General features: G+C 75.4%; 28 protein-coding genes. 7 read left to right on the top strand and 21 right to left on the bottom strand.

All coding sequences use genetic code 11. From position 1 onward, the window contains the following. Window positions 1–97 precede the first annotated feature (97 nt). The 16 genes from H2O74_RS15930 to H2O74_RS15855 all read right to left on the bottom strand — a co-directional run bounded on the left by H2O74_RS15930 (window position 98) and on the right by H2O74_RS15855 (window position 18,026). A complete protein-coding gene (locus H2O74_RS15930) occupies window positions 98–1,000 on the bottom strand; it encodes an FHA domain-containing protein (RefSeq protein WP_182112468.1) in 903 nt (300 codons plus the stop codon). Continuing rightward, window positions 997–2,280, bottom strand: a complete 1,284-nt coding sequence (locus H2O74_RS15925) for a VWA domain-containing protein (protein ID WP_182112467.1) — start codon at window positions 2,278–2,280, stop codon at window positions 997–999. The genes H2O74_RS15930 and H2O74_RS15925 overlap by 4 nt, the downstream gene beginning before the upstream one ends. Then, window positions 2,277–3,431 (bottom strand): PP2C family serine/threonine-protein phosphatase, encoded by a 1,155-nt coding sequence (locus H2O74_RS15920; RefSeq protein ID WP_182112466.1) that lies wholly within the window; start codon window positions 3,429–3,431, stop codon window positions 2,277–2,279. The genes H2O74_RS15925 and H2O74_RS15920 overlap by 4 nt, the downstream gene beginning before the upstream one ends. After that, window positions 3,428–5,692: a serine/threonine-protein kinase gene (locus tag H2O74_RS15915; RefSeq protein WP_182112465.1), complete on the bottom strand. Its 2,265-nt coding sequence runs from the start codon at window positions 5,690–5,692 to the stop codon at window positions 3,428–3,430. Before H2O74_RS15915 ends, H2O74_RS15920 begins: the two co-directional genes overlap by 4 nt. Next, window positions 5,689–6,852, bottom strand: coding sequence for a hypothetical protein (locus tag H2O74_RS15910; RefSeq protein ID WP_182112464.1), 1,164 nt, complete (start codon window positions 6,850–6,852; stop codon window positions 5,689–5,691). Before H2O74_RS15910 ends, H2O74_RS15915 begins: the two co-directional genes overlap by 4 nt. 21 nt (window positions 6,853–6,873) lie before the next feature. Continuing rightward, window positions 6,874–7,863 carry a glutamate ABC transporter substrate-binding protein gene (locus H2O74_RS15905; protein ID WP_182112463.1) on the bottom strand — a complete coding sequence of 330 codons (990 nt, stop codon included), beginning with the start codon at window positions 7,861–7,863 and terminating at the stop codon, window positions 6,874–6,876. Beyond that, window positions 7,860–9,245, bottom strand: coding sequence for a hypothetical protein (locus H2O74_RS15900; RefSeq protein ID WP_182112462.1), 1,386 nt, complete (start codon window positions 9,243–9,245; stop codon window positions 7,860–7,862). Before H2O74_RS15900 ends, H2O74_RS15905 begins: the two co-directional genes overlap by 4 nt. Further along, window positions 9,242–10,705 (bottom strand): AAA family ATPase, encoded by a 1,464-nt coding sequence (locus H2O74_RS15895; protein WP_182112461.1) that lies wholly within the window; start codon window positions 10,703–10,705, stop codon window positions 9,242–9,244. The genes H2O74_RS15900 and H2O74_RS15895 overlap by 4 nt, the downstream gene beginning before the upstream one ends. Then, entirely contained in the window at window positions 10,702–11,292 is a 591-nt protein-coding gene (locus tag H2O74_RS15890) for a hypothetical protein (protein ID WP_255491679.1), read from the bottom strand. Before H2O74_RS15890 ends, H2O74_RS15895 begins: the two co-directional genes overlap by 4 nt. 48 nt (window positions 11,293–11,340) lie before the next feature. Continuing rightward, a complete protein-coding gene (locus tag H2O74_RS15885) occupies window positions 11,341–12,591 on the bottom strand; it encodes a toxic anion resistance protein (RefSeq protein ID WP_182112460.1) in 1,251 nt (416 codons plus the stop codon). A 134-nt stretch (window positions 12,592–12,725) separates the two neighbouring features. After that, on the bottom strand, window positions 12,726–13,544 hold the full coding sequence (locus H2O74_RS15880; RefSeq protein WP_182112459.1) for a hypothetical protein: 819 nt from the start codon (window positions 13,542–13,544) through the stop codon (window positions 12,726–12,728). Beyond that, window positions 13,541–14,542 (bottom strand): VWA domain-containing protein, encoded by a 1,002-nt coding sequence (locus H2O74_RS15875; RefSeq protein ID WP_182112458.1) that lies wholly within the window; start codon window positions 14,540–14,542, stop codon window positions 13,541–13,543. The genes H2O74_RS15880 and H2O74_RS15875 overlap by 4 nt, the downstream gene beginning before the upstream one ends. Next, the gene (locus tag H2O74_RS15870; RefSeq protein WP_182112457.1) at window positions 14,539–15,582 is read right to left on the bottom strand and encodes a VWA domain-containing protein; all 1,044 of its coding nucleotides are present in this window, start codon (window positions 15,580–15,582) and stop codon (window positions 14,539–14,541) included. Before H2O74_RS15870 ends, H2O74_RS15875 begins: the two co-directional genes overlap by 4 nt. Beyond that, the gene (locus tag H2O74_RS15865; protein WP_182112456.1) at window positions 15,576–16,067 is read right to left on the bottom strand and encodes a hypothetical protein; all 492 of its coding nucleotides are present in this window, start codon (window positions 16,065–16,067) and stop codon (window positions 15,576–15,578) included. The genes H2O74_RS15870 and H2O74_RS15865 overlap by 7 nt, the downstream gene beginning before the upstream one ends. After that, entirely contained in the window at window positions 16,054–17,019 is a 966-nt protein-coding gene (locus H2O74_RS15860) for a DUF58 domain-containing protein (protein ID WP_182112455.1), read from the bottom strand. Before H2O74_RS15860 ends, H2O74_RS15865 begins: the two co-directional genes overlap by 14 nt. A gap of 14 nt (window positions 17,020–17,033) precedes the next feature. Further along, window positions 17,034–18,026 (bottom strand): MoxR family ATPase, encoded by a 993-nt coding sequence (locus H2O74_RS15855; protein WP_182112454.1) that lies wholly within the window; start codon window positions 18,024–18,026, stop codon window positions 17,034–17,036. A 219-nt stretch (window positions 18,027–18,245) separates the two neighbouring features. On the opposite strand from H2O74_RS15855, the gene H2O74_RS15850 reads away from it, so the two are divergent. The 6 genes from H2O74_RS15850 to H2O74_RS15825 all read left to right on the top strand — a co-directional run bounded on the left by H2O74_RS15850 (window position 18,246) and on the right by H2O74_RS15825 (window position 22,193). After that, window positions 18,246–18,476 carry a hypothetical protein gene (locus tag H2O74_RS15850; RefSeq protein ID WP_182112453.1) on the top strand — a complete coding sequence of 77 codons (231 nt, stop codon included), beginning with the start codon at window positions 18,246–18,248 and terminating at the stop codon, window positions 18,474–18,476. 31 nt (window positions 18,477–18,507) lie between these two features. Further along, entirely contained in the window at window positions 18,508–18,870 is a 363-nt protein-coding gene (locus H2O74_RS15845; protein ID WP_182112452.1) for a hypothetical protein, read from the top strand. Continuing rightward, window positions 18,867–19,406 carry a glycohydrolase toxin TNT-related protein gene (locus H2O74_RS15840; protein ID WP_182112451.1) on the top strand — a complete coding sequence of 180 codons (540 nt, stop codon included), beginning with the start codon at window positions 18,867–18,869 and terminating at the stop codon, window positions 19,404–19,406. Before H2O74_RS15845 ends, H2O74_RS15840 begins: the two co-directional genes overlap by 4 nt. A gap of 27 nt (window positions 19,407–19,433) precedes the next feature. Further along, entirely contained in the window at window positions 19,434–19,679 is a 246-nt protein-coding gene (locus H2O74_RS15835) for a hypothetical protein (RefSeq protein WP_182112450.1), read from the top strand. Window positions 19,680–19,692: 13 nt separating this feature from the next. Further along, the gene (locus tag H2O74_RS15830) at window positions 19,693–20,007 is read left to right on the top strand and encodes a hypothetical protein (RefSeq protein ID WP_182112449.1); all 315 of its coding nucleotides are present in this window, start codon (window positions 19,693–19,695) and stop codon (window positions 20,005–20,007) included. A gap of 176 nt (window positions 20,008–20,183) precedes the next feature. Beyond that, a complete protein-coding gene (locus H2O74_RS15825; RefSeq protein ID WP_182112448.1) occupies window positions 20,184–22,193 on the top strand; it encodes a cytochrome c oxidase assembly protein in 2,010 nt (669 codons plus the stop codon). Window positions 22,194–22,221: 28 nt separating this feature from the next. On the opposite strand, the gene H2O74_RS15820 is transcribed toward H2O74_RS15825, so the two are convergent. Continuing rightward, entirely contained in the window at window positions 22,222–22,461 is a 240-nt protein-coding gene (locus H2O74_RS15820) for a hypothetical protein (RefSeq protein WP_182112447.1), read from the bottom strand. A gap of 189 nt (window positions 22,462–22,650) precedes the next feature. On the opposite strand from H2O74_RS15820, the gene H2O74_RS15815 reads away from it, so the two are divergent. After that, on the top strand, window positions 22,651–22,890 hold the full coding sequence (locus tag H2O74_RS15815) for a DUF6458 family protein (RefSeq protein ID WP_182112446.1): 240 nt from the start codon (window positions 22,651–22,653) through the stop codon (window positions 22,888–22,890). A gap of 77 nt (window positions 22,891–22,967) precedes the next feature. Here the strand turns inward: H2O74_RS15815 and H2O74_RS15810 are convergent, their stop codons facing one another. From H2O74_RS15810 to H2O74_RS15795, 4 genes are all read right to left on the bottom strand, one after another. Then, window positions 22,968–23,747, bottom strand: a complete 780-nt coding sequence (locus tag H2O74_RS15810; protein WP_182112445.1) for an anti-sigma factor — start codon at window positions 23,745–23,747, stop codon at window positions 22,968–22,970. After that, on the bottom strand, window positions 23,728–24,414 hold the full coding sequence (locus H2O74_RS15805; protein WP_182112444.1) for an RNA polymerase sigma factor: 687 nt from the start codon (window positions 24,412–24,414) through the stop codon (window positions 23,728–23,730). The genes H2O74_RS15810 and H2O74_RS15805 overlap by 20 nt, the downstream gene beginning before the upstream one ends. Then, a complete protein-coding gene (locus tag H2O74_RS15800; RefSeq protein ID WP_182112443.1) occupies window positions 24,414–25,064 on the bottom strand; it encodes a class F sortase in 651 nt (216 codons plus the stop codon). Before H2O74_RS15800 ends, H2O74_RS15805 begins: the two co-directional genes overlap by 1 nt. 143 nt (window positions 25,065–25,207) lie before the next feature. After that, a complete protein-coding gene (locus H2O74_RS15795; RefSeq protein WP_182112442.1) occupies window positions 25,208–26,038 on the bottom strand; it encodes a DUF4397 domain-containing protein in 831 nt (276 codons plus the stop codon). Between the last annotated feature and the right edge of the window lie 6 nt (window positions 26,039–26,044).

Here is a 26,044-nt window from a genome sequence, read left to right as displayed (position 1 = left end):
TGGGGTGGTGCGGTGGTGGCGTGGTGGGTGCGCCCGTGTGGAGCGTGGTGCCCGGACACGCCGGTGTGTCTCGCCACGACGCTCCGCGCTCGGGGCGTCAGGCGGTGCGCTCCTCCGGGGTGGCCCTGCGGATGACGATGCGGGTCCACGCCCCGACGTAGACGCGGTCGTCCTCGGCGAGCTCGCGCCGCTGACCCGGCACCAGGGCCTGCGTCGGGAGCGGGCCGCCCGCCGAGCCGACGTACGTGCCGTTGGAGGACTGGAGGTCCTCCACGAACCAGCGCGACCCGTCGGTGGTGAGCTGCGCCTGGCGGCGGCTCACGGCCGCGTCGGTGCCGCAGTCGATCTCCGGGTGGATGTTCCGGCTGCGCGAGACGCGACCCACGAGGAGCGACCGGACCGTCAGCGGCACCGTCGTCGGCAGGCCCGGCGACGGGCACGGCTGGTCGGCCTGGTCCTGCTCCGCGTACCAGTCCGGGTCCACCCACACCTCGGCGACCCACTCGAGCGGGACGGCGGGCGCGACAGGCCCGGGGCCCGACGACGCCGCCGCGCCGGCCGCCCCTGCGCCCGCGGAGCCGCCACCGGCCGGAGCACCCGTCGACGCCGCACCCGGAGCCGGCTCACCAGCCGGACCACCGGCCGCGGCACCGCCCTCCGCACCGCCGAGCGCACCGCCACCCGCCGGCGCACCCGCCGGACCAGCGACCGAACCGCCCGCCGGACTGCCCGCCGGCGCGCTGCCGCGCGGGAGCGCCCCGGTCGTGAAGTCGTACCCGCACGCCTCGCAGAACAGGGCGCCGTCGACGTTGTTCGTCTGGCAGTTGGGGCACGCGACCCCGCCCGACAGCACCGACGGCGCGGGAGCCGCCGGGCGCGCCGGGGCCGCGCCTCCCGCACCCGCACCACCGCCCGCCGCGCCCGCGGCGATCGGCGCGCCGCAGGTGTCGCAGTAGTCCGTCGACGCGCTCGTGTGCCCCTGGGGGCAGACCGCGCTCACTTGCGCACCCGCGTCGTCTTGGTCGAGGCCGTGTCGAGCGCCATCTCGTCGAGCTTGGCGACGTCCTTCTTGAGCCGTACCTTGCCGGTCGCCGGCTCGTCGATCTCGACCACGCGACGCAGCTTCGACGTCGCCTCCTCGTTGCCCGTCTGCGCCGCGAGCTGTGCGGCGCGCCCGAGCTTCGCCGTCGCGGTCCGCTCGTCGCCCATCGCGCGCGCCGCGAGGCCGTCCTGGATGACCTGGGCGAGCTCGGCCTGGCCCGTGTAGTGCGCGACCTCGGGGTTGATCTGCGCCGTCAGCTCGCTGTTGTCCGACCACTGCGCCTTGACCAGGCCCTGGGCGGTGACCTCGTCGCCGACGACGAGCTGCACGCGCGCCGCGAGCTGCTCCTGGCCGACGGCGCGCGACGCGGGCAGCCGGACCGCGACGTGGAAGTCGCGCGACTCGTCGCCCCAGCTGCCGGTCGGGTACGCGCCCGTGAGCGGGTTGACCTCGCGCCGGCGCGGCGTCAGGTCCTCCACCGACGGCGAGACCTGCCGGACGAAGAGCACCTGCGCGCCCTGCGGCGCCCACACCCGCAGGTCCGCCGCAGCGACGCCCCGGCTCATCGCCGCCCGCATGAGCGACGCGAACTCCGCGGCCATCTGGTCCGGCCGCGGGATGAGGTCGACCGTGCCCATGAGCGCCTGCGCGATGCGGCGCACCTCGCCGACCTCCCACGCCGCGCCGACCCCGCGGCAGTCGCACTGGAAGACGCCGATCGCGGAGCGCAGGCGCGCGTCCAGCTCCTGCGGCGACTCGTGCTGGTTCTTGCCGTCGGTGAGCAGGATCGCGTGGCGCTGCGTCACGCCCGGCACCGACGTCGCCACGCGCGCCGCCAGCTCGAGCCACGTCCCCATGGCCGTGCCGCCGTCGGGCGCGAGCGTCGCGATGGCGCGCCGCGCCTCCTCGCGCGTGCGCCGGTCCATGCGCGTCATCGCGCCCTCGCGCACGTCCGTCGGGTACACGAGGCGCGCGACGTGGCTGCCCGCGATGACCGCGAACCACGTGCCCTCGACCACCTGGTCGAGCGCGGCGTTCGCGGCCTCCTGCGCGGCCCGCACGCCCTCGTGGCCCATCGAGCCGGAGGTGTCGATGAGGACCAGCTCGGCCGCGCCCCCGCCGCCGCTCTGCCCGGCCTGGCCGGCCCCGCTGCACTCGACCGTGACGATCGCGTGCACGTCCGTGCTGCCGTCCGCCAGGAACTCGTTCTGGTACACCGCCGCGGTGAAGCTCGTCATGCCGGGTCTCCTTCGTGGGTCCGTGCTGTCGCAACCGTAGGGGTGTCGAGCCTCGCCAGCGCGACGGTGATGTTGTCCTTGCCGCCCTGCGCGTTCGCCCACCGCACCAGGGCCTGCGCGGTCGCGAGCGGTTCGCCGCCCGCTCCCGCCGCGGCCCGAGCGACCACGCCCGCCGCCGCCGTCGGCTCCGAGCAGTAGTTCCACAGGCCGTCCGAGCACAGCAGCAGCCAGCCCGGGCCGTCGAGCGTCAGGTGGGTGACGCGGGGGACCTGGTCGTGCGCGTCGACGCCGAGCCAGCGCGTGATGGCGTGGGCCTGCGGGCCCGCCTCGGCGTCCGCCTGCGGGACGCCGTCGGCGATCTGCTCGGCGGCCCACGAGTCGTCGGTGGTGAGCACGGCCGGCTCGCCCGCGTCGGGCAGCCAGTACGCCCGGCTGTCGCCGACGTTGCCGACCGTGAGCCGCTCGCCGTCCAGCACGGCGGCCACGAAGGTGCACGACGGCGGGCTGTCGCCGTGCTCGTCGTGCGTCACCTCCTCGACCGCCTTGGCGGCGGCCGCGCCGGCCGCGGCCAGCCGCTTGGCGGCGAGCGCGGCGAGCGCTGAGCCCTGCGCCAGACCGGCGCCGCGCTCGCGCACGAGCACGTCGCACGCCGCGCGCGCCGCCGCGAGCGAGGCCACGTCCGAGGCCTCGGAGCTCGAGACGCCGTCGCACACGACGAGGGCGGCCCACGTCCCGGGCACGGGCGCGGCGTCGACCGCCGCGGCGTCCTCGTTGCGGTGGTGGCGGCGGCCCCTGTCGCTCACCGACGCGACCCACGGCTGGGGCTGCTCGATCATGTGGTCGCGCGGCAGCGGCGCCTTGGTCCCGCACTGGGTGCAGTAGCCGTCGGCGTCGACGTCGCCTCCGCACTCGGCGCACGCGCGCGTCACCGGCGGTGCGACCGCCGCCGCCCGGCGCCCGCCGCGGGCGGAGGAGCGGAGCGCGACTGTCGGCACCGTGGGCGCCGACTCCCGCCGGACGTCCGGCTGCGGCGGCGGGGCGGCCACCAGGGGCAGGTCGGCCCCGCACTCCTCGCAGAAGCGGGCCCCGAGGGGCGCGACCGTGCCGCAGCCGGCGCAGACCACGGGACCGTCCGTCGTCGGCGCGCTCACCGCAGCGTCCAGCGCCGCACGCCGTTGGCGGCGTCGACCAGCGCGATGCGCTCGGCCGGCGTGGCCGCCGCCGCCGCGAGCTCGCGGTAGGTGCGCTCGAGCCCGTCGCGCAGCGACTTCTCCTCGGCGGGCCACGTCCCGATGGTCACCGCCTTCTGCGGACCGTGCTCGCGGACGTGCGCGAGCGCCGCCTCCAGGGCGCCGGCCGTGAGCCGCGTGCGCTCGGCGGGGTCGATGCCGACGTCGTGCAGCGACGTCATCGCCTCCGCGAGCGCCGGCAGCCCGCCGTCGGACGCGACGAGCAGGGCGGCGCGCTGGCGCCGCGCCTCGGTGTACGCGCGCGACGTCGCGGGGACCAGGTCGAGGGCGGCGACGGCCTCGCGGACCGTGCCGCGCGCGGCCCGGATGCGCGCCATCGCGAAGGCCGACGGCGGGACGTAGGCGGCGTCGGTCCGCGCGCACGTCGCGTAGAGGGACTCGGCGATCTCGGGCTCGCCGCTCGCCTCGCAGGCCAGCGCGAGCGCGAGCTTGGGCGCGAGCTCGCCCGGCACCTGCCCGTAGACGGCGTTGAAGGACGCCTGCGCCCCGTGGCCGTCGCCCGCGGCGAGCGCCGCGAGCCCCTGGAACCACACCGCCCGCCACTCCCACGGGTCCGCCGCGAGCAGCTCGTCGACCGCCTTGGAGACGAGGTCGCGGCGGCCGGCGTCGAGCGCGGCACGCGCGATGGCGAGCAGCACCTCGGCGGACCGCTCGGGAGCGCGCTCGAGCTGGACCAGGCGCGCCTGCGGGTCCCGGACGTCGACCGTCGCCAGCCAGCCCGTCTGGGGGTCGCCGGTGTCCACGCGCAGCGCCGGCAGGTCCTGCCAGCCCGCGACGGCGGTCGCCGAGTCCGGCCCGTGGAACAGCAGGGAGGGAGCCGCGTCGGTCGCGGCGGCGTCGGTGTCGCCCGCGGCGCGGTCGATCGCGACGACCTCGCGCAGGACGCCGTGGAGCTGGACGCGGAGCTCGGCCACGGTGGCGAACCGGTCCGCCGGGTCGGGCGCGCACGCCTTGGCCACGAGCCGGTAGAAGGAGTCGTACCGCTGGAACAGCGGCGTCTGGTCCACGGGCGGCAGGCTCGCCACGTACGTCGACTGGTACCCGCGGAACTCCATCGCGAGCACCAGCAGCGTGCGGCCGAGCGTGTAGATGTCGGAGGCGACCGACGTGCCGATCTCGGCGACCTCGGGCGCCTGGTACCCGACCGTGCCGTAGATCGCCGAGTCCTGGTCGTCGATCCGGCGCACGCCGCCGAGGTCGATGAGCTTGACGTCGTCGCCGATCTGGATGAGGTTGTCCGGCTTGAAGTCGCAGTACACGAGGCCGAGGTCGTGCAGGTACTCGAACGCGGGCAGGATCTCGAGCACGTACGCGATCGCCTGGTCGAGGGGGAACGGGTCGTACCGTCCGCCCGCCGCCTCCATGCGCTCCTTGAGCAGGCCCTTGAGGGAGTGCCCGCCGACGTACTCCATGACGGTGTAGCCGGCGCCCTCGTGCGTGACGAAGTTGTAGATCTCGACGATGCGCGGGTGCTCCACCTGGGCCAGGAACTGGCTCTCGGCGATCGCGGCGGCGAGCGCGTCGGCGTCACCGGTGTTGAGCAGGCCCTTGAGGACCACCCACCGGTCGGAGACGTTCTTGTCGCGCGCGAGGTAGATCCAGCCCAGCCCGCCGTGGGCCAGCGCGCCGGCGACCTCGTACTGCCCGCCGACGAGGTCGCCGGGCTTCAGCTTGGGCGTGAACGAGTAGGGCGAGCGGCACTGCGGGCAGAAGCCCTCCGTGCGCCCGGGCCGCCCGTCGACGGAGCGGCCGACCTCGGCGCCGCACGAGGGGCAGAACCGCTTGTGCTCGGCCACCTCGGGGTTCGCCATGATCGCCGTCGCGGCGTCGATCGGCGGTGCGGGCGCGATGGTCGTCAGGCCGGCGCCGAGGCGCGCGGCGCGCAGGCGCTTGGACGAGCCGCCGACGCGCCGGGTGACGCCGGTGGTCCGTCCCGTGCGCGCGGAGCCCATGGCGGTCGAGGCGAGGCGGCTGGACGTGCGGGTCGACGTCGCGCCGTCGGCCCCCGCGGGTCCGGCGTCCGGGGCGGCGCCGGCCGCCGCGCGGGCGGGCGTGGTGCCGGACCCGGCGGCCGCGGCGGGTGCGGCGTCGGGCGGGGAGCCGCAGACGTCGCAGTAGCCGTCGACGATCGTGCCGGTGCAACCGGGCTGGGTGCAGGTCATGAGCTCCGTCCAGGGGTGGCGTCGGGGGCCAGCGCCGGCGGCGGCGCGTCGATGAGGTTGCGGTAGGCGCCGACGACCGCGCGTGCGCGCGGCAGGTCGACGGGCGCGGCGGCCAGCACCGCGGCGGCGTGCCCGGCGAGCGCCGCCACCTCGGGGTAGCGGTCGCGCCCGCGCGCGGCGGCCTGCGCGCGCGACGCGTCGAGCAGCCCCCGCAGGTCCGTGAGCTCGGCGAGCGGGGCGGCGTACGCCTCCTGCGCCCGCGCCAGGGCGCGCTCGACGGCGTCGAGGCGCACGAGGTAGGCGTCGACCTCGCCCGCGTCGCTCGGCACGGGGCCGAGCGCGTCGACGCGCGGGATGCCGAGGACCGGCGCCGGGGCGACCTGCGCGACGCAGCGGTCGGCGAGCGCGGCCACCTCGTCGTCGCGGGCGTCGAGCTCGGTGCGCCAGGCGCGCGCGCGCTCGAGGTCGCGCTCGTCGTCCCGCCGCGTGGCGGCGCCCACGATGAGATCCCGCTCGGCGTGCGCGACGTCGGTCTCGAGCGGTCCGACCAGGCCGCCGACGTCGGCGCCCCGCCGGGCGCGCGCCGTGACGTCGTCGACCCGCTCCGAGAGCCGCCCGAGCACGGCGGTCGCCTCGGTGCGGGCGCGGCCCGCGGGTGCGGCCGCGACGAGGTCCCGGATCCGCTCGACGCTCGCGCGGAGCGCCGCGAGGTGCCCGGCGAGGTCGGCGGACACGGTCTCGAGCGCGAGCCGGCGGCGCAGCTGGGCGGTCACGGCGTCGGACAGGCGGCACGCCTCGGGCAGGGACACCCCCGTGGTCGCGGGCGCGGCGCCGCCCGTGGCGACCACGGCGGCGTCGGACCGGCCCCAGATCATCGCGCTGAGGCGGGCGAGCTCGACCCTGCCGACGCGCCCGCCGTCCCACACGCGCACGAGCTCGTCGTGGCGCGTGGCCACGGACTGCCACAGGGCCATCGCGAGCGTGACGTCACCCGTGAGGTCGTCGGTGGAGGCGAGCGCCGCCCGGTCCAGCGCGTCGAGCTCGGACCGGCGCGCGTCGCGCCACGCCGCGAGCCGCTCGAGGTAGCCCGCCATGGCGGTGGGCGCGACCGGGCGACCCCACGCGGCGGGCGCGTCGGGCGCGACGGGCGGCGCGCTCACGGTGTCACCGGCTCGCACGCGTCATCGTCCGTACACCGACGCCGGGGGCGCGGGGGCGGCGCCGAGGGCGTCGGCGAGCCACCGGTCGTACGACGCCGTCCAGGTGCCGTCGGCCTTCGCCTGGTCCAGCACGGCGTTGACGAAGCGCACGAGGTCGACGTCGTCCGCGTTCATGCCCAGGCCGTAGTGCTCGGCGGTGAACGCCTCGCCGACGACCTTGGCGTAGGGGTCCTGCGCGACGAGTCCGGCCAGGACGGTGTCGTCACCCGTGATGGCGTCGACCTCGCCCTGCTGGAAGCGCACCAGGCAGTCGGTGTGGGTGGCCGCCGGCACGGCCTCGACCTGCTCGAACTCCTCGAGCTTGGCGAGGCTCGTCGAGCCCGCGGGAGCGCACACGCGCTGGCCGGCCAGGTCGTCCAGCGACATCGCGGTCGACTCGAGCGGCACGAGGAGCTTCTGGCCCGAGCGGTAGTACTCGGCGGAGAACGCGATCTCCTCCCACCTGTCGCACGTGATGCTCAGGTTGCGCGCCACGAGGTGCACGGTGCCGTCCTGGAGCAGCGGCAGGCGCTGGGCGGCCGTGATGACCCGCAGCTCGAGGCGGTCGGCACTGCCCGTGACCGCCTCGGCGACCAGCCGGGCCATGTCGATGTCGAAGCCCTGGATCTGGCCCGAGATCGGGTCGCGCGCACCCAGCAGGAGCGAGTCGGCCGAGACCCCGACGACCAGGCGGCCGGAGTCACGGATCTCCGCCATCGTCGACCCGTCGGGCACCTGGCCGGGCGGGGGCGGGGGCCCCTGCGGGGCGTAGGACATGAGCGGGTCGGCGCACTGCGCGGGCTCGGCGGCGGCCGGGGGGTCGGCCGGCGCCGTCGGCTCGGGGGTCGGCACCGCCGTCTCCGGGTACGCCCCGGACGTGCAGCCCGTCAGCACGGTCGCGGCCGCCACCGCGAGCGCGGCGACGGCGCGGCGGATCGTGACGCCGCGGGTTCCTCGGGTGGTCGCGCTCACCGGTACTCCTCGATCCGTCGGGCGAAGCCGGTCCAGGACAGCCCGGCCACCGCGAGCCCGGCGAGGGCGGCGAGCCACACGGCGAGGCCGAGCCCGCTGCGCGCCTCCGCCAGGGTGTCCGACGTCCCCTGCGAGGCCTCCGCGAGCGCGTCGGCCGTCCGGGCGTCGAACGCGGCGAAGGTCGCGTTGACGGAGTCCTCGGCGTCGCTCGTCGCGTCCTCGACGGCGAGGTCCCACTCACCCGCGGCGTCGGCGTCGCGCACCAGGTAGTGGCTGGTGGCGTAGGTGTCCCACGCGGACCGGAGGTCCTCCGCGCCGGCGACGTGCGCGTCGCGCAGGGTGTCGAGCGTGATGGCGCTCGACGCCTCCCACGCCTCGTCGAACGCGGCGCCGGACCCGCGCGAGATGAGCGTGAGGCTCTCGTTCGCCTTGGCGTCGTAGGCCGCGAGGCGCGCGCGGGACAGGGCGCTGGCGGCCGCGAAGTCCCCGACGCGCGTGCGGTCGACGGCCGTGGACACCGAGCCCAGGGTCACGGTGGACCCGACGAGCAGCACGAGCAGCACCACGCCCGCCCCGACGAGCCGCAGGTTGAGGTAGCGGTGCGTGCGGCGCGCGAGCCACACCGAGGCGGCGACGACGGCGCCGAGGGCCAGCAGCGAGACCAGGACCACCGGGATCCAGGCCGCCCGGGCGGCACCGAACTCCGAGCTCACGCGGTCCTCGTTGGCCTCGATCAGCGCGGCGAGGACCGGCAGCGCGTCAGCGCGCAGCGTGGCGCTGGCGTTGCGCAGGTACTGCGCCCCCACCGGCAGGCCCTGGCGGTTCGCGGCCCGGGCCTGCTCGACGTCGGCGGCGTAGTCGAGCATCGCCACGTTCAGGGCCGCGAGGGCGGTGCCGTCGGCCGGCTGCGCGCGCGCGGCCTGCGCCACCAGCTCGGCGGCGGTCGTCATCGCGTCGTCGTAGACCGCGCGCCGGTCCGGCGGCTCGAGCCCGCCCACGAGGAAGGCGTTGGTCGCGCTCGCGTCGGCGCTGACGAGCCGGGTCTGCAGCTCCTGGAGGCGGACCAGCTGGGCCGCGTTGGCGTCGGCGCGCTCGAGCGCCGCGTCCGCGTTGCTGAACGACCAGGCGCCGACGAGCCCGACGAGCACTCCCACGGCGACCAGCCCGAGGGCGACGAGCCGCATCCGGCGGGGCGTCGGGCGGCCGGTGGGCAGGGGGACCGAGGTGCCCGGCACGGTGGCGACGGCCGTGCCGGTGCCGCCCGTGGTGCTCAGCGCGGCGCCGGTCGCGCGGGCGCCCGTCGGGGCGCCGGGGCGCTGCCCGGGCGGTCCCGGCCAGGCCGCGGGCGGGGCGGGCCGTCCGGGTGGGGCCGTAGCGGTCACGCGGCGCCTCCTTGGGCGGTCGGCTCGGTGGGTGCGATCGTCGGCTCGGCGGTCGGTGCGGCGTCGGCGTCGGGGCCCGTGCCGGTCGCGGTGTCGGTCCCCGCGTCGGTCCCGACGGCGAGGGGCTCGTCCGGGCGCTCCTCGAGGTCGCGCGGCAGCAGCAGGCGCAGGTCGTCCGCCGTCGGCTCGGCGACGTCGCGCAGGCGCCAGGCGTGGCGGCCGATGGCGCCCTCGAGCACGTTCCGCGCGAAGCGGCCGTTGCCGAAGCCCTCGCCGCGCGGGGTCGCCGCGAGGATCTCCCGGAACCGCACGAGGCACTCCGGCGTCGGCGTGAAGTCCGCGGCCTCGGCGAGCCGCACGAAGATCGCCTCGAGCTCCTCGTCGGAGTAGTCCGCGAACTGCACCGTCGTGCGGAACCGGCTCTCGAGGCCGGGGTTGCTGTCCACGAAGCGCGCCATGGGACCGGGGTAGCCCGCCACGATCACGACGAGGTCCTCGCGGTGGTCCTCCATCTCCTTGACCAGGGTGTCGACCGCCTCGCGGCCGTACTGGTCGCCGGCGAGCGCGTAGGCCTCGTCGATGAACAGCACCCCGTCGATGGCGCTCGCGACGACCGCCGAGGTCTTGACCGCGGTCTCCCCGAGGTACTGGCCGACGAGCTCGGAGCGGTCGACCTCGACGAGGTGCCCCTTGGCCAGCAGCCCGAGGGCGGCGTAGATGCCGCAGACGAGCCGCGCGACGGTCGTCTTGCCCGTGCCGGGGTTGCCGGTGAAGACGAGGTGCCGCGAGATCGCGGGGGTGCGCAGGCCGTGCGCCGCGCGCAGCTTCTCCATCCGCAGGACGGCGGCCTGCTGGTGCACCTCGCGCTTGACGTCGGTGAGGCCGACGAGCGCGTCGAGCTCGGCCAGGAGCTCCTCGACCGAGCGGCGCTCCGGCTCGGGCTCCGGCTCGGGCTCGGCGGTGCCGGCAGGGGCGGTCCGGACGGCGCCGGGCGCCCCCCGGTCCGCGGTGCCGGGCGCCGTCGGCCCGGCCGCCCCCACCCGGGTCAGGTCCGCGAGGCTGCGGCCGGGCACGGCGGCGATCTGGGCCGCGCACGCGCGCGTCGCGTTGGCCACCACGCGCTCGGTCGGGGTGCCGAGCGTGCACGCCGCCGTCGCGACGCCGAGCAGCGCGTCGGCGTAGGCGTCCGTGCGGTCCGAGCCCTCGGTCGCGAGCCGCGCGAGCAGGTCCGTGGGCGCCGTGCGCCACCGCCGACCCCGGGCGGCCGCGTCGAAGAACGCCTGGCTCGCGGGCAGCGGCGACGGGTCGACCGCCGTCGCCCAGTCCGCCGGCGCCCCGGGCGCGGACTCGGCCAGCGTCGCGGCGAGCGCCGCGCCCTCGGCGCGCACGGCGTCGTCGGGCAGGCCGGCACCTCGGCCGACGTCGGCCAGGGCGTCGAGCGCCGCGGCGAGGCCGGTCACGCGACGCTCCCGGGCGGTCGCAGGCGGCCGTCGTCCGCGCCGTCGGGACCCGGCGTGCCGCCGCCCGTGCCGACGTCGAGCGCGCCGCCCGAGGAGGCGTGGCCGAACTTCTCGGTGAGGAAGCGGCCGTGCGCGACCAGGGCCGCCGCGTCCGAGCGGTTCACCGCGTCGAGCACCTGGTCCATCGTGCGGCCGAGCAGGTCGAGCTGGTCGATGAGCACCATGAGCGACGTCCGCCCGTTGTCGACGGGGCGCGAGTTCGCCCACTCGCGGGGCAGGCGCAGGTAGCTCGTCACGGCCTCGGGCAGGTAGTCGGTCGCGGTGGCCATGACGACGTACGCCGTCTCGCTGCCCGCGCCGAGGCGCTCGAGGCGCGGGACGGCGTCGCGGACCACGCGCACCACCCGGCCGACGCGCGACGCGACCGGGCCGGGCACCGCGCCGTCGGCCACGAGCGCCTCCACCCGGTCGAGCGCCGCCAGCAGGTCCGCGGCGGTCGGCACCGCGGGCACCGTGGGCCCCGGGGGCGGGGACGGCTGCGCGCTGCGTCCGGTCAGGCGCGCCAGCAGGTCACCGAACGCGCCCATGCGCACCCGTCCCGGACCTCGTGGCCGCCTGCGGGCGCGCCCCCACCGTCACCGGCCGCCGCCCGTGCCGTCGAGGTCGAGGCTGCCGGCGGCGGTCCGCTCGTCGTGCTGCCGGACGCGGTCGAGGTACGACTGCGACTTGGTGACCTCGGTCTGGAGCGTGCCGATCGTCGTCGCCATCGAGTCGAGCGCCTCGACCTTGAAGGTGTCGATCGCGTCCATCGTGGCGTAGATGTTCGCGAACGCGGTCTGGAGCTGCGGCAGGCCGATCGTCGCCGAGGCCGCCTGCTCCTGGATCGCGGCCGAGTTGTCCTTGAGCATCTGCGACGTGCGCTCGATGAGGTTCGATGTCGTCGTGTTCAGGGCGGTGATCTGGTCCAGGACGAGCTTCTGGTTCGTCAGCGCCTGGGAGACGATGACGGCCGTGCGCAGCGCCGAGAGCGTCGTGGTCGACGCGCGGTCCACGCCCTTGATGAGCTCGATGTTGTTGCGGATGAGGATGTCGATCGCGAGGTAGTTCTGGATCGAGACCGCCAGCTGGGTCAGCAGGTCCTGGTGCTTCTGGCGGACGTAGAAGAGCACGTCGTCGCGCAGGGCGCGGGCCTTGTCGGGGTCGGTGGCCTCGAGGTCGGCGATGGTCGCCGACAGGCGTGCGTCGAGCCGCTCGGAGACGTAGACGTACTGGTTGAGCCGCGCCATGGCCTCCCACAGCGCCGTCTTCTCCATGTTCAGCGAGACGTTGTCCTTGCGGAGCTCGTCCTGCCCGTCGCGCAGCGAGTGCATGATCGCGTTGAGGTGCGACTGCGCGGACTGGTACTTGCGGAAGTAGTCGGTCAGCTTCTCGCCGAACGGGAAGATGCCCAGGAACTTCTTCGTCGCCGACGCCTCGGACGGGTCCAGGTCCTCGACCGTGCGCCGCAGCTCGAGCAGCGTGCTGCCGACCTTGGAGCCCGACGCGAGACCGCCCTCGGTGATGGCGCGGACCGGGGTCTGCAGCAGCCGGTTGGAGGACTCGGCGGCCGAGCGGATGTCACGGTCGCCCATCGTCCGCACGTCGGCGGCCTGGGCGGCGAACGCGGGCGAGGCGGCCTCGGCCGCGAGCAGCGACGAGAGGTAGGTGTCGACCTTCGCGTCCAGCCCCGGGATCGCCGCCGCGTCGACGGCGGGCGCCATGGCGGGGGCCGCCGTCGCCGCGACGGGCCTGATCGGCTCGGGCGCCGAGAGGACGAGCGGCTGCTCGACCGTGGCGGGCGGGGCCAGCCGCGCGGCCTGCGCCGCATTCGGGTCCTGGGTGCTCATCGCTCGTCCCTTCCTGCGGTCCGCCGGAGGGCGGTCCGCGTGCGTGCCAACCTATCCGGTGACGTGGGTCTCACGGCGCGCCGTCCCGAACGGATCGACGCGCGTGGCGCCCGGAGGTTCCGGGGGCCCGTCCGTCACCAGTTCTTGGTGCCGGCGCCGCCCTCGCCCTCCTGCTCCTGGCGCTCGCGCTCGGCCTGCTGCTGCGCCTCGCGGTTGCGCTGCTCGAGCTCTTCCTGGCGCCGCTCCTCCTCGCTCTGGTCCTGCTCCTGCTCCTGCTCCTGCTGCTCCTGCTCGCCCTGCGCCTCCTCCTGCTTCTCCTCCAGGCGCTCGCTGCTCTCCTCGTTCTGCTGCTGCTGCTCGGACGACTGGCCCTCGGGCTCGCACTCCTCGCGCGCCTGGACGGCCTCCGCGTAGTCGCGCTCGGCCCACTCGGCCTCCTCGGCGGCGTCGGCGCGGAGCTCCTCGGGCGTCGCGTCGGACCACGGCACGCCGGGCGGGTACTCCTGCCCGGCGTCCACATAGCTCTGCGCCTCGTCGGCCCACGCCGCGAGCTCCTTGGCGGACGCGAGCGCCTCGTCGCCCGTCATCTCGAGCGCGATCGCGTAGTTGATGAGGATGAGGCACTGGGTCGTCGGGTCGTCGGGTGCCACCTCGAGCGCGTCCACCAGGTAGAACTGGCCGAGGATGCCGTCCTCGCCCTTGGTCAGGGTGGTGCCCAGGCCGAACGGCGCCTTCCACTTCTCGACCGGGTCGGTGCTCTTGAGGAACGTCCAGCCGACGGCGGCGCCGCCGATGCTGCCGTCGTGGTACTGCCCACGCGCCGTCGCGGCGACGATGTTCATCACCGCGAGGTGCGTCCCGAAGACGAAGGCGCCGAGCCAGAGGGGCAGGGTCGCCCAGACCAGCCAGCGTCGGCGCACGCGGCGCTGCCGCTCGAGCGGTGTGACGGTCATGCGTCGGCCCTCCCTCGGCGCAGGGGCACCCAGCCGCGCGCGGTCAGCCAGGCCTCGGCGCCGAGCAGCCCCGCCACGACGAGCGCGAGCGGCCAGGTCATCGCCCGCCACAGGTGCGTGTCGCGCCGGCCGTCGGTCGCGATCTCCTCGGGGTCGATGCCCTCGAGCAGCGGCGCGACATCGTCGGGCCCGCCCCGGTGCGCGTAGGGCACGCCGAGCTGGTCGGCGACGGTCTGCAGCGCGGCCTCGTCGATGACGGAGACGGCCTCGGACCCGGTGTCGGGGTCGACGATGTAGGGCGCGTCGGGGGCCGGGTCGAGGGACCCGTCGTACGAGCGCATGCGCCCGCCCTCGGCCGTGCCGTAGCCGAGCACCGCGCCGCCGTCGATCAGCGGCGCGAGCGCCTCGTAGGACTCCGGCACGCCGTCGGTCGTCTGCTCGCCGTCGGACAGGAAGAACACGAGGCGCACGTGGCCGGGGTTGCGCTCCTGGGCGCCGGTCAGCGCGCGCGACAGGGGCTCGAGGGGGCGGTCGACCAGCGAGCCGGTCGAGAAGTCGGTGGCCTCCTGGCGCACCGTCTGCGTCCACGACCGCACGGCGCGCGCGTCGGTGGTCAGCGGCAGCTGCCGGCTGGCCTGGCTGTCCCACGCGATGATCGAGTAGCGGGCGCCGGGCATCGCGCCGACGATCGCCGGCAGGTCGTGCCGGACGCCGTCGAGCCGCGGCAGGCCGTCCGCGGACCAGTCCTCGGCGGCCATCGAGCCCGTGCGGTCCACGACGAAGAACACGTCGACCGCGACGCCGACCTGCTGGTCGGTGACGGCGGGCACGGACGGCCCGAGCCCGAGGGCGGTGACGGCCACGACGGTGCCCGCGCGCAGCCACCACCGGCCGCGCGTCGCGGCCGGTCCGGCGACGGCCTGCCGGACGGCGAACGCGAGGACCGGCAGCAGCACGAGCAGCAGCAGCCAGAGCGGGATCAGGGGTCGCAGCGTCATTCGCCCACCCGCCAGCGCAGGCCGAGCAGGAGCAGCAGCCCGACGACGAGGATCGCGAACCACGGCATCGGCCGGTCCGTCACCAGGCGCTCGGCCTCGGCGTCGAGCGCGACGGCCTGCTGCTCGGTGACGTCCTCGATGACCGCCTCGACCGCCGCGGTGTCCTCCGCGAACCAGGACATGCCCCCGGCCTCCTCGATCGCGTTCGTGAACTCCTCGTTCTGCGGCGAGCCGCGCAGCATCTCGTCGCCGCCGTAGAGCCCGTAGAGGTCGACGTCGCGGTCGCTCACGAGGTCGACGGCCTGCGGCAGGGTGTACACCGGCTCGCCGTAGGGGTCGTTGTCGGTGGCCAGGATGATCGAGCGCGACCGCTCGGTGTCCTGCTCGTCGAACAGCAGCGCGCAGCTCGCCAGGCCGTCACCGATGAGCGAGGCCTGCGCCGGGACGCCCTCGGTGCCCGCGACGAAGTCGAGCAGCGGCTCGATGCCGTCCCAGGTCAGCGGGTCGAGCGGGTCGAAGTTCTCGATGTCGAACCGCAGCGCCTCCTCGGCGATCGCCAGCTCGTCGAGGACCAGCGCGTAGTCGTCCGTGAGCGGGAAGACCGTGCGCGACGTGGAGTTGAAGACCGACAGCCCGATGCGCTCGCCGTCGAAGCCCTCCACGAGGTCAGCGAAGGTCGCCACGATCTCCGAGTCGAAGGGGACCATCGACCCCGACACGTCCAGGCACAGCACGATGTCGCGCGTGCCGAACGTGTCGGTGCGCGTCTCGCGGTCGACGGGCCGGGCGGCCAGGACCGCGGTGCTCACGAGCGCGAGGGCGAGGGCGCCGACGGCGGCCCCGCGCACGATCGAGTACTGGCGCACCGCGCGGCGCACCTCGGGCAGCTCCTCGAGCTCCTCGGTGTGGGCCACCCACCGCGAGGCGTCCGTGCGGGCCGGACGCGTGCGCCAGCCCCAGAACGCGGCGCCGGCGACGGCGAGCAGCACCACGGCGAGGAGCCACGGCCACACGAGGTCCCAGACGGTCGAGGTCACCATCGCCGGATCACCTCCCGCGCGCCCTGGATCGCCCGTTCGCTGGACGCGCCGAGGGCGCCGTACCGGGCGAACGCGGGGCGGTAGTACGTCTCGATGAGGTTGGCGAGGGTCCGGGTGCCGTCGACCCGGCGCAGGTCGCTGAGCGTCAGCACACGCGTGTCCACGCCGCGCCGCACGGTGCCGAACTCGCGCACGACCGCGCTGAGCTCGAGGTGGAGCGCGCGCGTGTCGAGCTCGCCCGCGGCGAAGCGCTGCTCGAGCGCGTCCACCTTGGCCAGGTAGACGGGCCGCACTGTCGCGAAGGGGTCGTCGTACGGCCCGAGCCGTCGTATCGGCGGGGGCGGCGGCGCGTCGTGCTCGGGGCGGCGGCGCGTGTGCCGCACGGCCCACACGACGTACGCGACCGCGAGCGCCATGAGCAGCACGCCCAGCACGGGGACCCACCACGAGTACAGGACGGGGTCGTTGAGCTCATCGACGGGCACGGTGGCTCCGGTCCAGCAGCGAGATCAGCGCGGGCACGACGTCGTCGGTGTGGCGCACGACGACGTCGTGCACCTGCAGGCGGCGCAGCATGGTGGCGCGCTCGGCGGAGCGCCGCGCGCGGGCGGCGGCCGCGGCGCGGCGGACGTCGTCGCGGCCCCGCAGCCACGCGGGGACCGCCCAGCCGTCGCCGACGTCGCGCGTCGTGCCCGGGACGGCCTCGAACGGGTCGGCGTCGGCCACCGCGATGACGAGGACCTCGTGGTGCAGGCACACGGTCTTCAGGGCGTCGTGGTGGGCGACGGTCGGGTTGGCCTCGTCGGTGACCAGCACGACCAGGGAGCGGCGGGTGAGCGCGCCGACGCGGGCGAGCAGCCGGCCGACGTCGGACGGCGGCGCCTTGACCTCGTACGCGCGCTCGACGTGGCGCAGCAGGAGCTCCAGGTGGCCCGTGCCCGCGCGCGGGGGGAGCTGGACCAGACGCTCCTCGTCGCCGGCCACGAGCGCGACGCGGTCACCGCGGTCGCGTGCGAGGTAGGCGACCAGCGTCGCGGCGTCGAGCGCGACCGCGCCCTTGGTCTCGCCGCCGGCGGCGGCCGCCGCCATGGTGCGGCCGGTGTCCACCGCCAGCACGAGGCTCAGGTTGCTCTGACGCACGAAGCGCCGGATGACGGGGATGCCGGCCCGGGCGCTGGACTTCCAGTCGATGTCGCCGACGTCGTCGCCTGGGCTGTAGAGCGACAGGTCGTCGAAGTCCTGGCCGTGGCCTTGCAGGATCGAGCGGTGGCGCCCGTCGAGCAGCCCCGTCGCGCGCCGTGCGAGCGGCAGCTCGAGGCGCGAGCGCAGGTGCGCGAAGCGCGACGCCGACCGGCGCGCCGGAGCCGCCGCGGCGGCGCTCGGCGCGGCGTACGGGGGTGTCGCGGGCGCGGCGCCGCCGACGGGGGACCAGGACACGGTGGGGCCCGGGGTCAGGGGGTCGGCACGGCGTCGAACACCGCGTCGACCAGCTGCTCGGTGGGCACGTTGTCGGCGAGCGCGTCGAAGGTCCGCACGATGCGGTGGCGCAGCACGGGGTGGCGCATCGCCTTGATGTCCTCGGGCGTGACGTAGTTGCGGCCGGCCTGCAGCGCCAGGGCCTGCCCGATGCGCATCAGCGCGATCGACCCTCGAGGGCTCGCGCCGACGCGGATGAGGCGGTCGATGCCGGGGATGGGGCGCGGGCCGCCGCCCCGGGTGGTCGCGACCAGGTCGACGACGTACCGCTTGATCGCGGCGTCGACGTACACGCGGTCGGCCATCGCCTGGAGCCGCTCGAGGTCGGCGAGGCTGATGGGCTCACCGGTGATCGCGGCCGTCTGCCGGCCGGTGGAGATCCGCTCGAGGATCTCGACCTCCTGCGCCGCATCCGGGTAGCTGAGGACCTCCTTGACGAGGAACCGGTCCATCTGGGCCTCGGGCAGCACGTAGGTGCCCTCCTCCTCGATGGGGTTCTGCGTCGCGAGCACCATGAAGGGGCGCGGCAGGGGGTAGACCTCGCCGCCGATCGAGGTCTGCTTCTCCTGCATCGCCTCGAGCATGGCCGACTGCGTCTTGGCGCTCGAGCGGTTGATCTCGTCCAGCAGCACGAGGTTCGCGTGCACGGGGCCGAGCTGGGTGGAGAACGCGCCCGTCGCGTAGTTGAAGATCTGGGTGCCGACGATGTCGTTGGGCATCAGGTCGGGCGTGCACTGGATGCGGTGGAACGAGCCCGACACCGCGGCGGCCAAGGTCTGCGCCGCCGTCGTCTTGGCGAGGCCGGGGACGCTCTCGAGCAGGATGTGGCCGCTGGCCAGGAGGGTGCTGACGAGCGCGACCCGCAGGTTGTCCTGCCCCACCACGCGCTGGGCGAAGACGGCGTCGATCCGGTCCAGCAGGCGCCGCGCCTCGACGTGGTCGGTGTCGTTGATCGGCTCGGTCAGCATGCGTGGTCCTCCGGTGGCCGGCTGGGGGCGCACGGCTCGACGAGGGCTTCGGCGAGCCCGGCGTGGCGGTGCGGCAGACGGCGAGTATGCCAGTCGCCGCGCGGACCGCCAGGGGGGCGGCGCACCTGTGGACCGACCCGTGCTGGCGCGCGGCGCGGCGTCGCCCGATCGGTCCAGTGCGAGACCTGGGCACGGGCGGCGGCGCTCGCCGGTGCCGGGATGACCGCCTTCTACGACGCCGACGCCGCGCTCGCCGAGGTCCAGCGCGACATCGCGCAGGCCGCCGAGCGCGCCGAGAAGGCGCAGCAGGTCAAGGCCGAGATCGACGCGGTCCGCGCGGCGCAGCGCGAGGCCGGCGGGCGCGCCGTCGCCGCGATGGCCGAGGCTTTCGGCGAGGACCCGGCGACCACGCAGCACCTGCGCGCCGAGATCGGGCAGCGCTACACCTGAGGATCGTGGACCGGCCTACCGCTGAGCGGTCGTGGAGCGTCACACTCGTCCCGGTTCCGGTGGGTCGCGTGAGGGGGCGGATGAGCGAGCTCGAGGTCGATACGCAGGTGCTGACGGCGCACGGGTCGAGGTTGGCGATGGTGGCCGATGCCGTGCGCTGGCGCACGACGCCGCGAACCAGGTCGACCTGCACGACGGTGCGTTCGGGTTGCTGTGCGCGTTCCTGCCGGGGTTCGTCAACACGGCGGAAGTGGAGACGGGTCGGGCCATCGGCGCGGCGCGGGACACGCTCGAGGCGATGGTCGACGGCGTGGTGGCGATGGCTGAGGACTATCGCGCTGCGGACGACGGGGTCCGGGGCCGGATGGACACGATCGCCGGAGTGCTGCCGTGACGGCGATCGTGCAGTCAGGGCGGCTCACGGTCGAGCGCTCGGACATCGCACCCTGGTTCGGGCAGCAGGGTGGCGGGATGCAGTACAGGTTCTTCAGCCCGACCGGCAAGGAGCTTTCTCAGGGGGACCTGATCGGTCTGGGCGTCATTCGCAAGGTGGGGAGCCGAACCATGGTCGACCAGCCGCAGGCGCCGCCCGAGTTCGTCGCGTTGCGCGCCGAGGGCGAGGCGCGGGGATTCGTCTACGGGATGGACTTCTTCGTCTGGGGGGTGCCCGGCAACGGCAGCAGCGAGTCGATCATCTTCGGGTGCGAGGGGGCGGACTACACCGTCACCTACAGCGACATGGGACGCGAGAGACGCTTGTACGCCTCGGCGTCCTACGACGATGCGAAGCGCCGCTTCTTCGACGAGGTCGCGCGCCTCGCCGGCCCTCGTGGCCGAGGACCGCTGGCTGGCAAGCCCGCACAGACCGGCTACGAAGGCATGACCCAGGAGCAGGTCTACGAGCAGCTCAAGCGCCAGGGCTACTTCTGAGCCGGGACGGTGGAGAGGGTGTCAGGCATGGCTTCGCGAGCTTTCGGCATCCGTCTGAGCTCCTCGGACGGACGGGCGCGGTACGACTACGGGATCGACGAGCAGGATCCCGAGCGTGGCGTCCTCGTCATCCCGGCGACGGATCCTGACGCCTGGTTCATCGAGGGGCGTGGGGACCGGCCGAGGATGGCCTCGGCCGTGATGGCGACGGCGTACCGGGAGTTCCAGCGCACCGGCGAGTGGCCCGCCAACGCCTCCGTCTTCACCGGCTGAGCGGCAGGGCTGGATGAGCTCCCTGACGAACGTCGCCGCCCACGAGACCGACGACGTCTCGCGCGAGGCGATCGAGCGCCTGCTCGACGACCTCGAGGGGCACGCCGGCGAGGAGTCCGCGAGCGTCTCGGTGAGCCACGAGAGCGGGTGGAACCTCGAGCTCTTCACCGACCTGACAGTCCTCGAGGACGTCGAGGCGGACCCGGGGACGGAGCGGCACCTGCGCGGCCTGTCGCGGGACGAGCGGCTGCGGCTGGCGCTGCTCCTCGTGGCGGGCAGGACGGACGACGTGCTCGCGCTGGACTGGGTGCCCGGCTATGGCTCCTGAGCAGGGCCGGTACGCCGGCCGGCCGGCGCAGGGTCGCACGCCCGACGTCGAGGCCTTCGCGCGGGCGCTCGTCGACCAGACCTTCTTCGCCGACCAGCAGCAACCCTGAGCCGCCCGCGGACCACGCCGACAGGTGACCGGGACCTGCGTGCGCGGGGCCGCCGTAGGCTGGTCGGGTGACTGGTCCGAGCGTGCCGACGACCACGGCCCGGCTCCCCGCCGCGGCGCTCGTCTCCGGGTTCCTCCTGGCGCTCGCGGCCGCCGTCCTCGGTGTCGCGTTCTCCGGCGCCGTCGACGCCGCGCTGCTCGACCCGGGTCCCGCGGTGCGCTGGGGCCTGCCGCTCGCGACGGTGACCTCGGAGCTGGCGGCTGCCGTGACGCTCGGCGCCCTCGCGCTCGCCGCCTTCGTCCTGCCCCGCGCCGCCGGCCGCGCGCCGGGCGAGGGCCGCGCCTGGCCGACGGCGCCCGTGGTGGCCTCCGTCGCGGCCGGCGTGTGGGCCCTCGCGAACGTCGCGCAGCTCGTGCTGACCTACGCCTCGATCGTCGGCCGTCCGGTCGGCGGCGCGGGCTTCGGCTCGGAGCTCGGGCTCTTCGTCACGTCCGTCGGCCTGGGGCGCACGCTCCTGGCCGTGACCGTCGTCGCGGCGCTGACCTGCATCGTCGCGCTGCTGGTGACGCGTCCGCTCGGGGCCTTCGCGGCCGCGCTGCTCGCGACGTCGGCCCTGGTGATGCTCGCGACCACGGGGCACAGCGTCGGCGCGACGAACCACGAGCTGGCCGTCTCCTCGATGTTCCTGCACCTCGCCGGTGCCGCGGTCTGGATCGGCGCGCTCGCGGGCCTGGCACTGCTCAGCGGGCGGCTCGGCCGCGACCTCGCGCCGTCGGTCGCGCGGTTCTCCTCGATCGCGGCCTGGTGCTTCGTCGCCGTGGCCGTCTCCGGGACCGTGAACGCCGTCGGCCGCATGGACGAGGTCGCCGACCTCGCGACGCCCTACGGCGTGCTCCTCCTGGCCAAGGTCGCGCTGTTCGCCGTGCTGGGCGTCCTGGGCTGGCTGCACCGGCGCGCGGTCGTCCGGCGCCTGGCCGAGACGCCCGCGTCCCCGCGCGCGCCGGGCGTCTTCTGGCGCCTGGTCGCCGTCGAGATCGCCGTCATGGGTGCCGTCTCCGGCGTTGCCGTCGCGCTCGGCTCGACCGCGCCGCCGGCCGACCTCGAGCCGCCGACGGCGCCGACGCCGGCCGAGATCGTCACGGGACACCCACTGCCGCCCGAGCCGTCGTTCGACCGCTGGCTCACCAGCTTCCAGTGGGACCTGATCCCGGCGCTCGGCTGCCTCGCCGCCGTCGTCGTCTACGGGCGCTGGGTCGCGCGCCTGCGGCGGCGCGGCGACACGTGGCCGGTGCACCGCACCCTGTGCCTGGTCGCGGGCATGGTCCTGCTCGCGTGGACGACGTCGGGCGGGCTCGCCGTCTACGGCCACGTCCTGTTCAGCGCGCACATGCTCCAGCACATGGTGCTGGTCATGGTCATCCCGATCCTCGTGGTGCTCAGCGCGCCCGTGACGCTCGCGGCGCGCGCCCTGCCGCCGCGGGCGGACGGGTCGTGGGGCCCGCGCGAGTGGCTGCTCGGCCTGGTGCACTCGCGGTGGGCGCAGTTCTTCGCGAACCCCGTGGTGGCGGCGGTCAACTTCGCGGGCTCGATGTTCGTCTTCTACTTCACCGACGCCTTCGAGCTGGCCCTGACGAGCTACGTCGGGCACCTGCTGATGATCGCCCACTTCTCCCTGGCGGGGTACCTGTTCGTCAACGGGCTCATCGGCGTCGACCCGGGGCCCAAGCGCCCGGGCTACGCGCTGCGGCTGCTGCTGCTGTTCGCGACCATGGCCTTCCACGCCTTCTTCGGGCTCGCGATCGTCAGCTCCGAGGCGCTGCTCGCACCGCGGTGGTTCGGGCTGCTGGGCCGACCGTGGGGGCCGTCCGCCCTCGCGGACCAGCACACCGGCGGCGCCATCGCGTGGGGCATCAGCGAGCTGCCGATGCTCGTGCTGGCCATCGCGCTCGCCATCGCCTGGACGCGGGACGACGAGCGCACCGCGCGTCGCCGCGACCGGGCCGCGGACCGCGACGGCGACGCCGAGCTCGAGGAGTACAACGCGATGCTCGAGCGGTTGGGGCAGCGGCGCGGCTGAGCGGCCGGCGCGGGCTGCGGCAGTGCTGTCAGCGGGGCGGCTCGCCCGGCTCGGCGCGATCGGCGTCGCCGCGCTCGACGAGGTAGCTGCGGCCGTCCGGTCCGACGACGCGCTCGAGCGTCGTGCGCAGCTCGCTCTCGCGGCGGCGGTCGGCGTCCGTCGCGGGCCGCCCGCGGCGCAGGTCCCCGACCTCCGCCGGGCCGAGGAACGGCAGCAGGAAGCGCTCGGTGAAGCGGATCCCGAAGGGACGACGGCGCTGGTCGGACATGGTTCCTCGATCGTCGGAGCTCTCGACCACTGTAGGACGCACGCGGCTGCGCGAGCTGCCCACCCGGACGGTGGCGGTGGTCACCCGCACGAGCGATCCCGGACGCTCGACGCGCGGGCGCGAGGGGTCTCCGCCATGCTCGTCCCTGAACCGGCCGGGTCGCCCGGCCGCCGAGGAGGAGGAACGAGCATGGGTATCGGAACCGGGATCTTCCTGATCGTCGTCGGTGCGATCCTCGCCTTCGCCATCGCCCCCGACACGTGGGACGTGGTCAACCTGAACATGGTCGGCTACATCATGATCGCGGCGGGGATCATCTCCCTGATCATGGGCATGGTCTACAACAAGCAGCGCGCCAACACCAGCCACCGCGAGGTGGTCGAGCGGTACGACACGCGCACCCCCCCGCCGGCCGGCCCCGCCGTCTGAGCGGCACCCCCTGCACGACCCAGGACGCCGACGCCCGCGCCATGACTGTGGTGCGGGCGTCGTGCTGACCGGCCGACTCAGGCGTCGAGGACGCCGCGCACGATGCTGTCGCCCGAGTGGGCCGGGTCCCCGTCGAACGGCTCCTCGGACACGTCCACGACGGCGAAGTCCGACAGGTCCAGCCCCTCGGGCACGGTGAAGCGACCCTCGGATCCCTGCAGCACGCCGAGGCTCACCAGCCGCGTGACGTCCCGGTCGATGAGCCACACCTCGCGGAAGTCGCCGTCGCTGCCCGCGTCCTCGACCGAGAGGACCAGCTCGCGCGAGCCGTCGGGCGTGACCTCGACGACGGCCTCCCCGGTCGCGTCCCAGCCCGGGAGCGGCTCGAGCCTGGCCTGCGCGAGCACCTCGGAGTCGGCGTCGCGCTCGCGCACGCCGGACAGGAACGTCGCGCCCACGCCGCCGACCACGATGCCGGCCGCCGCGGCCGCCGCGATCCAGGGCAGCCGGGCGCCGCGGCGGCCGCGGGCCGCCGCGAGGTCGACGACGGGCGCCGTCGGCGCGCTCTCGGCGGGCGCCTCGTCCACGGCGGGAGCCGTCACGGCGCGCGAGCGCCCGTCGGGCTCGAGGTCCGCCGCCAGCCCGAGCTCGTCGCGGATCCCCGTCCAGACCTGCGGGGGCGGCGGCACGAGCGCGTCACCGGGCGTCACGGCGCGCCCGACGGCGACCACCGCGGCCAGCTCGGCCACCGCGGCGGCGCACTCCTCGCACCGGGCGACGTGGGCGCGGACGGCCTCGCTCGCCGGCTCGCCGAGCGCGAGCAGCGCGAGGTCCTCCTCAGCGACGTGCTCCACCATCCACCTCCAACCGGTCGCGCAGGCGCAGCAGGCTGCGTCTGATGTGGCTCTTGACGGTCCCCAGGGGCAGGTCGAGCCGCTGGGCGATCTGGTCGTGCGTGAGGTCCTCCCAGAACGCGAGAGCCATGATGGTGCGTTGCGGCTCGCCGAGGCGCGTCAGCTCGTCCGCGACGGTGACGCGCTCCGCGACCGCCGCCGTCTCCGGCTCGGGCTCGGGGCCGGTGCGCGTCGCGACGGCGACCTCGTTGCGGCGGTCGCGGCCGCGCCGCGCGTGCACGTCGGCGACCGCGTTCCGCGCGATGCCGGTGAGCCACGCGGGCAGCGGCGAGCGGGCGGGGTCGAAGCCGCCCCGGCTGCGCCACGCGCTGACGAACACCTGCTGCGTGACGTCCTGCGCGTCGGCGTCGTCCCGGAGCGAGCGCAGGGCGAGCGTGTGGACGAAGGGCGCCCAGCGCCGGAACGCCTCCGCGAGCGCGGTCTCGTCGCCCCCGGCGAACGCGCGCCCCACGACGTCGTCCGCCCAGGAGGCGGGCGCGTGCAGCTGCGCGACGGGTGACGAGGACAGCGGAGCGCTCCTTCCTGCGAAGGGGGTGGGTCCGGGCCCGAGCCACAGGTGCGGGCCGTGCCCGGGTGGCGTCCCACCGGAGAACTCGACGGCGGAGGACATCAGCGGACGGGGTCGGCGGTGACGATGATGTTGTCCGAGTACCGGGAGGCCTCGCGCTGGAACGTACCACCGCACGTCACGAGCACCAGCCGGGCGGGGCCCTCGCGCGTGAAGACGGTGTCCCAGGCGGCGTCGTCCTTCGCGACGGAGGTCACCGAGGTCACGACGTAGGGCACGACGGCACCGTCGGCGAGGCTCACCTCGACGGTCGCGCCCGGGGCGAGGTCGCGCAGGCGGGCGAAGGGTCCCAGGCCGGCGGAGGCGACGGAGTCCACGTGCGCCGCGATGACGGCGGTGCCCTCGGGCTCGCCCGGCGCGGCCCCGTAGCGGTACCAGCCGGCGCGCTCGGCCAAGGGCGGGATCTCCATCTGGCCGTCGGCCTGCACGCCGACCGGGTCGACGGGAACGTCGATCTCCAGGGACGGGATGCGGACCGCGGTCGGGGCCGGGGCGTCCGGGACGGTCAGGGCCGAGAGGTCGGCGGACCGGACGGGGATGTCGGGCAGGGGCGCCGCGGGGGCCGCCGACGCCGGGGCGGAGGTGGCGGGGGCGGGCGTGAGCCCTTCGGCGTCCCCCGACGGCGCGGGCGCCGTGCACGCGCCGAGGAGGAGGAGGGCCGCGAGCGCGAGGGCCGTGCTGCGTGCGGTCATCTCGTCCTCCTGCCCCGCGCGTGGTGCTGGTGCTCGTGTGTCCGGCCGGTCAGGCCGAGCGTCCGGCCGCGCGGAGCGGCCGGACGAGAGAACCGGGCGCGGGTCCGGCGAAGCGGACCCGCGCCCGGCCTGATCGCGGCAGGTCAGTCCCGCGCGGTCGACGTCGCGTAGGCGCGACGCCCCAGCAGGACGGCCCCGCCCGCGGCGGTCAGCAGCGCCGCGCCGATCAGCCAGGGGGCGGACGACGTGGTGTCCGCCAGTCCGAGCTCGCCGGACGGGACGCCGGCGGGCGAGGAGTGCAGGCCCTCGATGGTCTGCACCGCGAGCTGCAGGTTGCCCGCGTCGAGCGAGCCCCACGCGTAGACGATCGTGCTGACGCCCTCGGTCACGGTGACGTCGGTCGGGCCGATGACGGGCGTCGTCGTGCCGGTCGCGGCGACGGCGGCCGAGATCGTGCCGGCCGGGAGGTCGAGTGACTGCTCGCCCGGGTTGGCGAGGTTCGTGATGACCGGCGAGCCGCCCGCCAGCACGTCGACGGCGGGTGCCGCGGCGTCGTGGCGGACCGTCAGCCGTCCCTGGCCGGCGGCCGTGGGCGTGAGGTCGTTGGTGTAGAGCGTCGCCGTCGGGGCGCCGGACGCGTCGAGGTGAGCGACGGCGGTGTAGTTCATGCCGCCCATGAGCGGCAGGTCGACGGGGCCGATGGCCGGGGCGCTCGCGTCGGCGGCGTCGGCCGCGGTGATCGCGACGCTGTACGTGCCGGCGGGCAGGTCCAGGGGCCCGGCGAGGTCCCCGGGCTGGAAGTCGTCGAGCGTGCGCTCGCCGTTGACCCAGACGTCGACGACCAGGTCGGGGACGCCGTGGAGCACCGAGAGCTGCGCGGTGTCGCTCGTGGCGGCGGCGGCCGGGAGCGCCGCCAGGACACTGAGTCCGAGTGCTGCGGTTCCGGCGAGGCCGGTGGCAAGTCGTGCGCGCATGATTCC

It is taken from the genome of Actinotalea sp. JY-7876 (assembly GCF_014042015.1).
Classification (GTDB): domain Bacteria; phylum Actinomycetota; class Actinomycetes; order Actinomycetales; family Cellulomonadaceae; genus Actinotalea.
The sequence above is the reverse complement of the archived record's forward strand: the minus strand, read 5'-3'. Positions and strand labels throughout refer to the sequence as shown.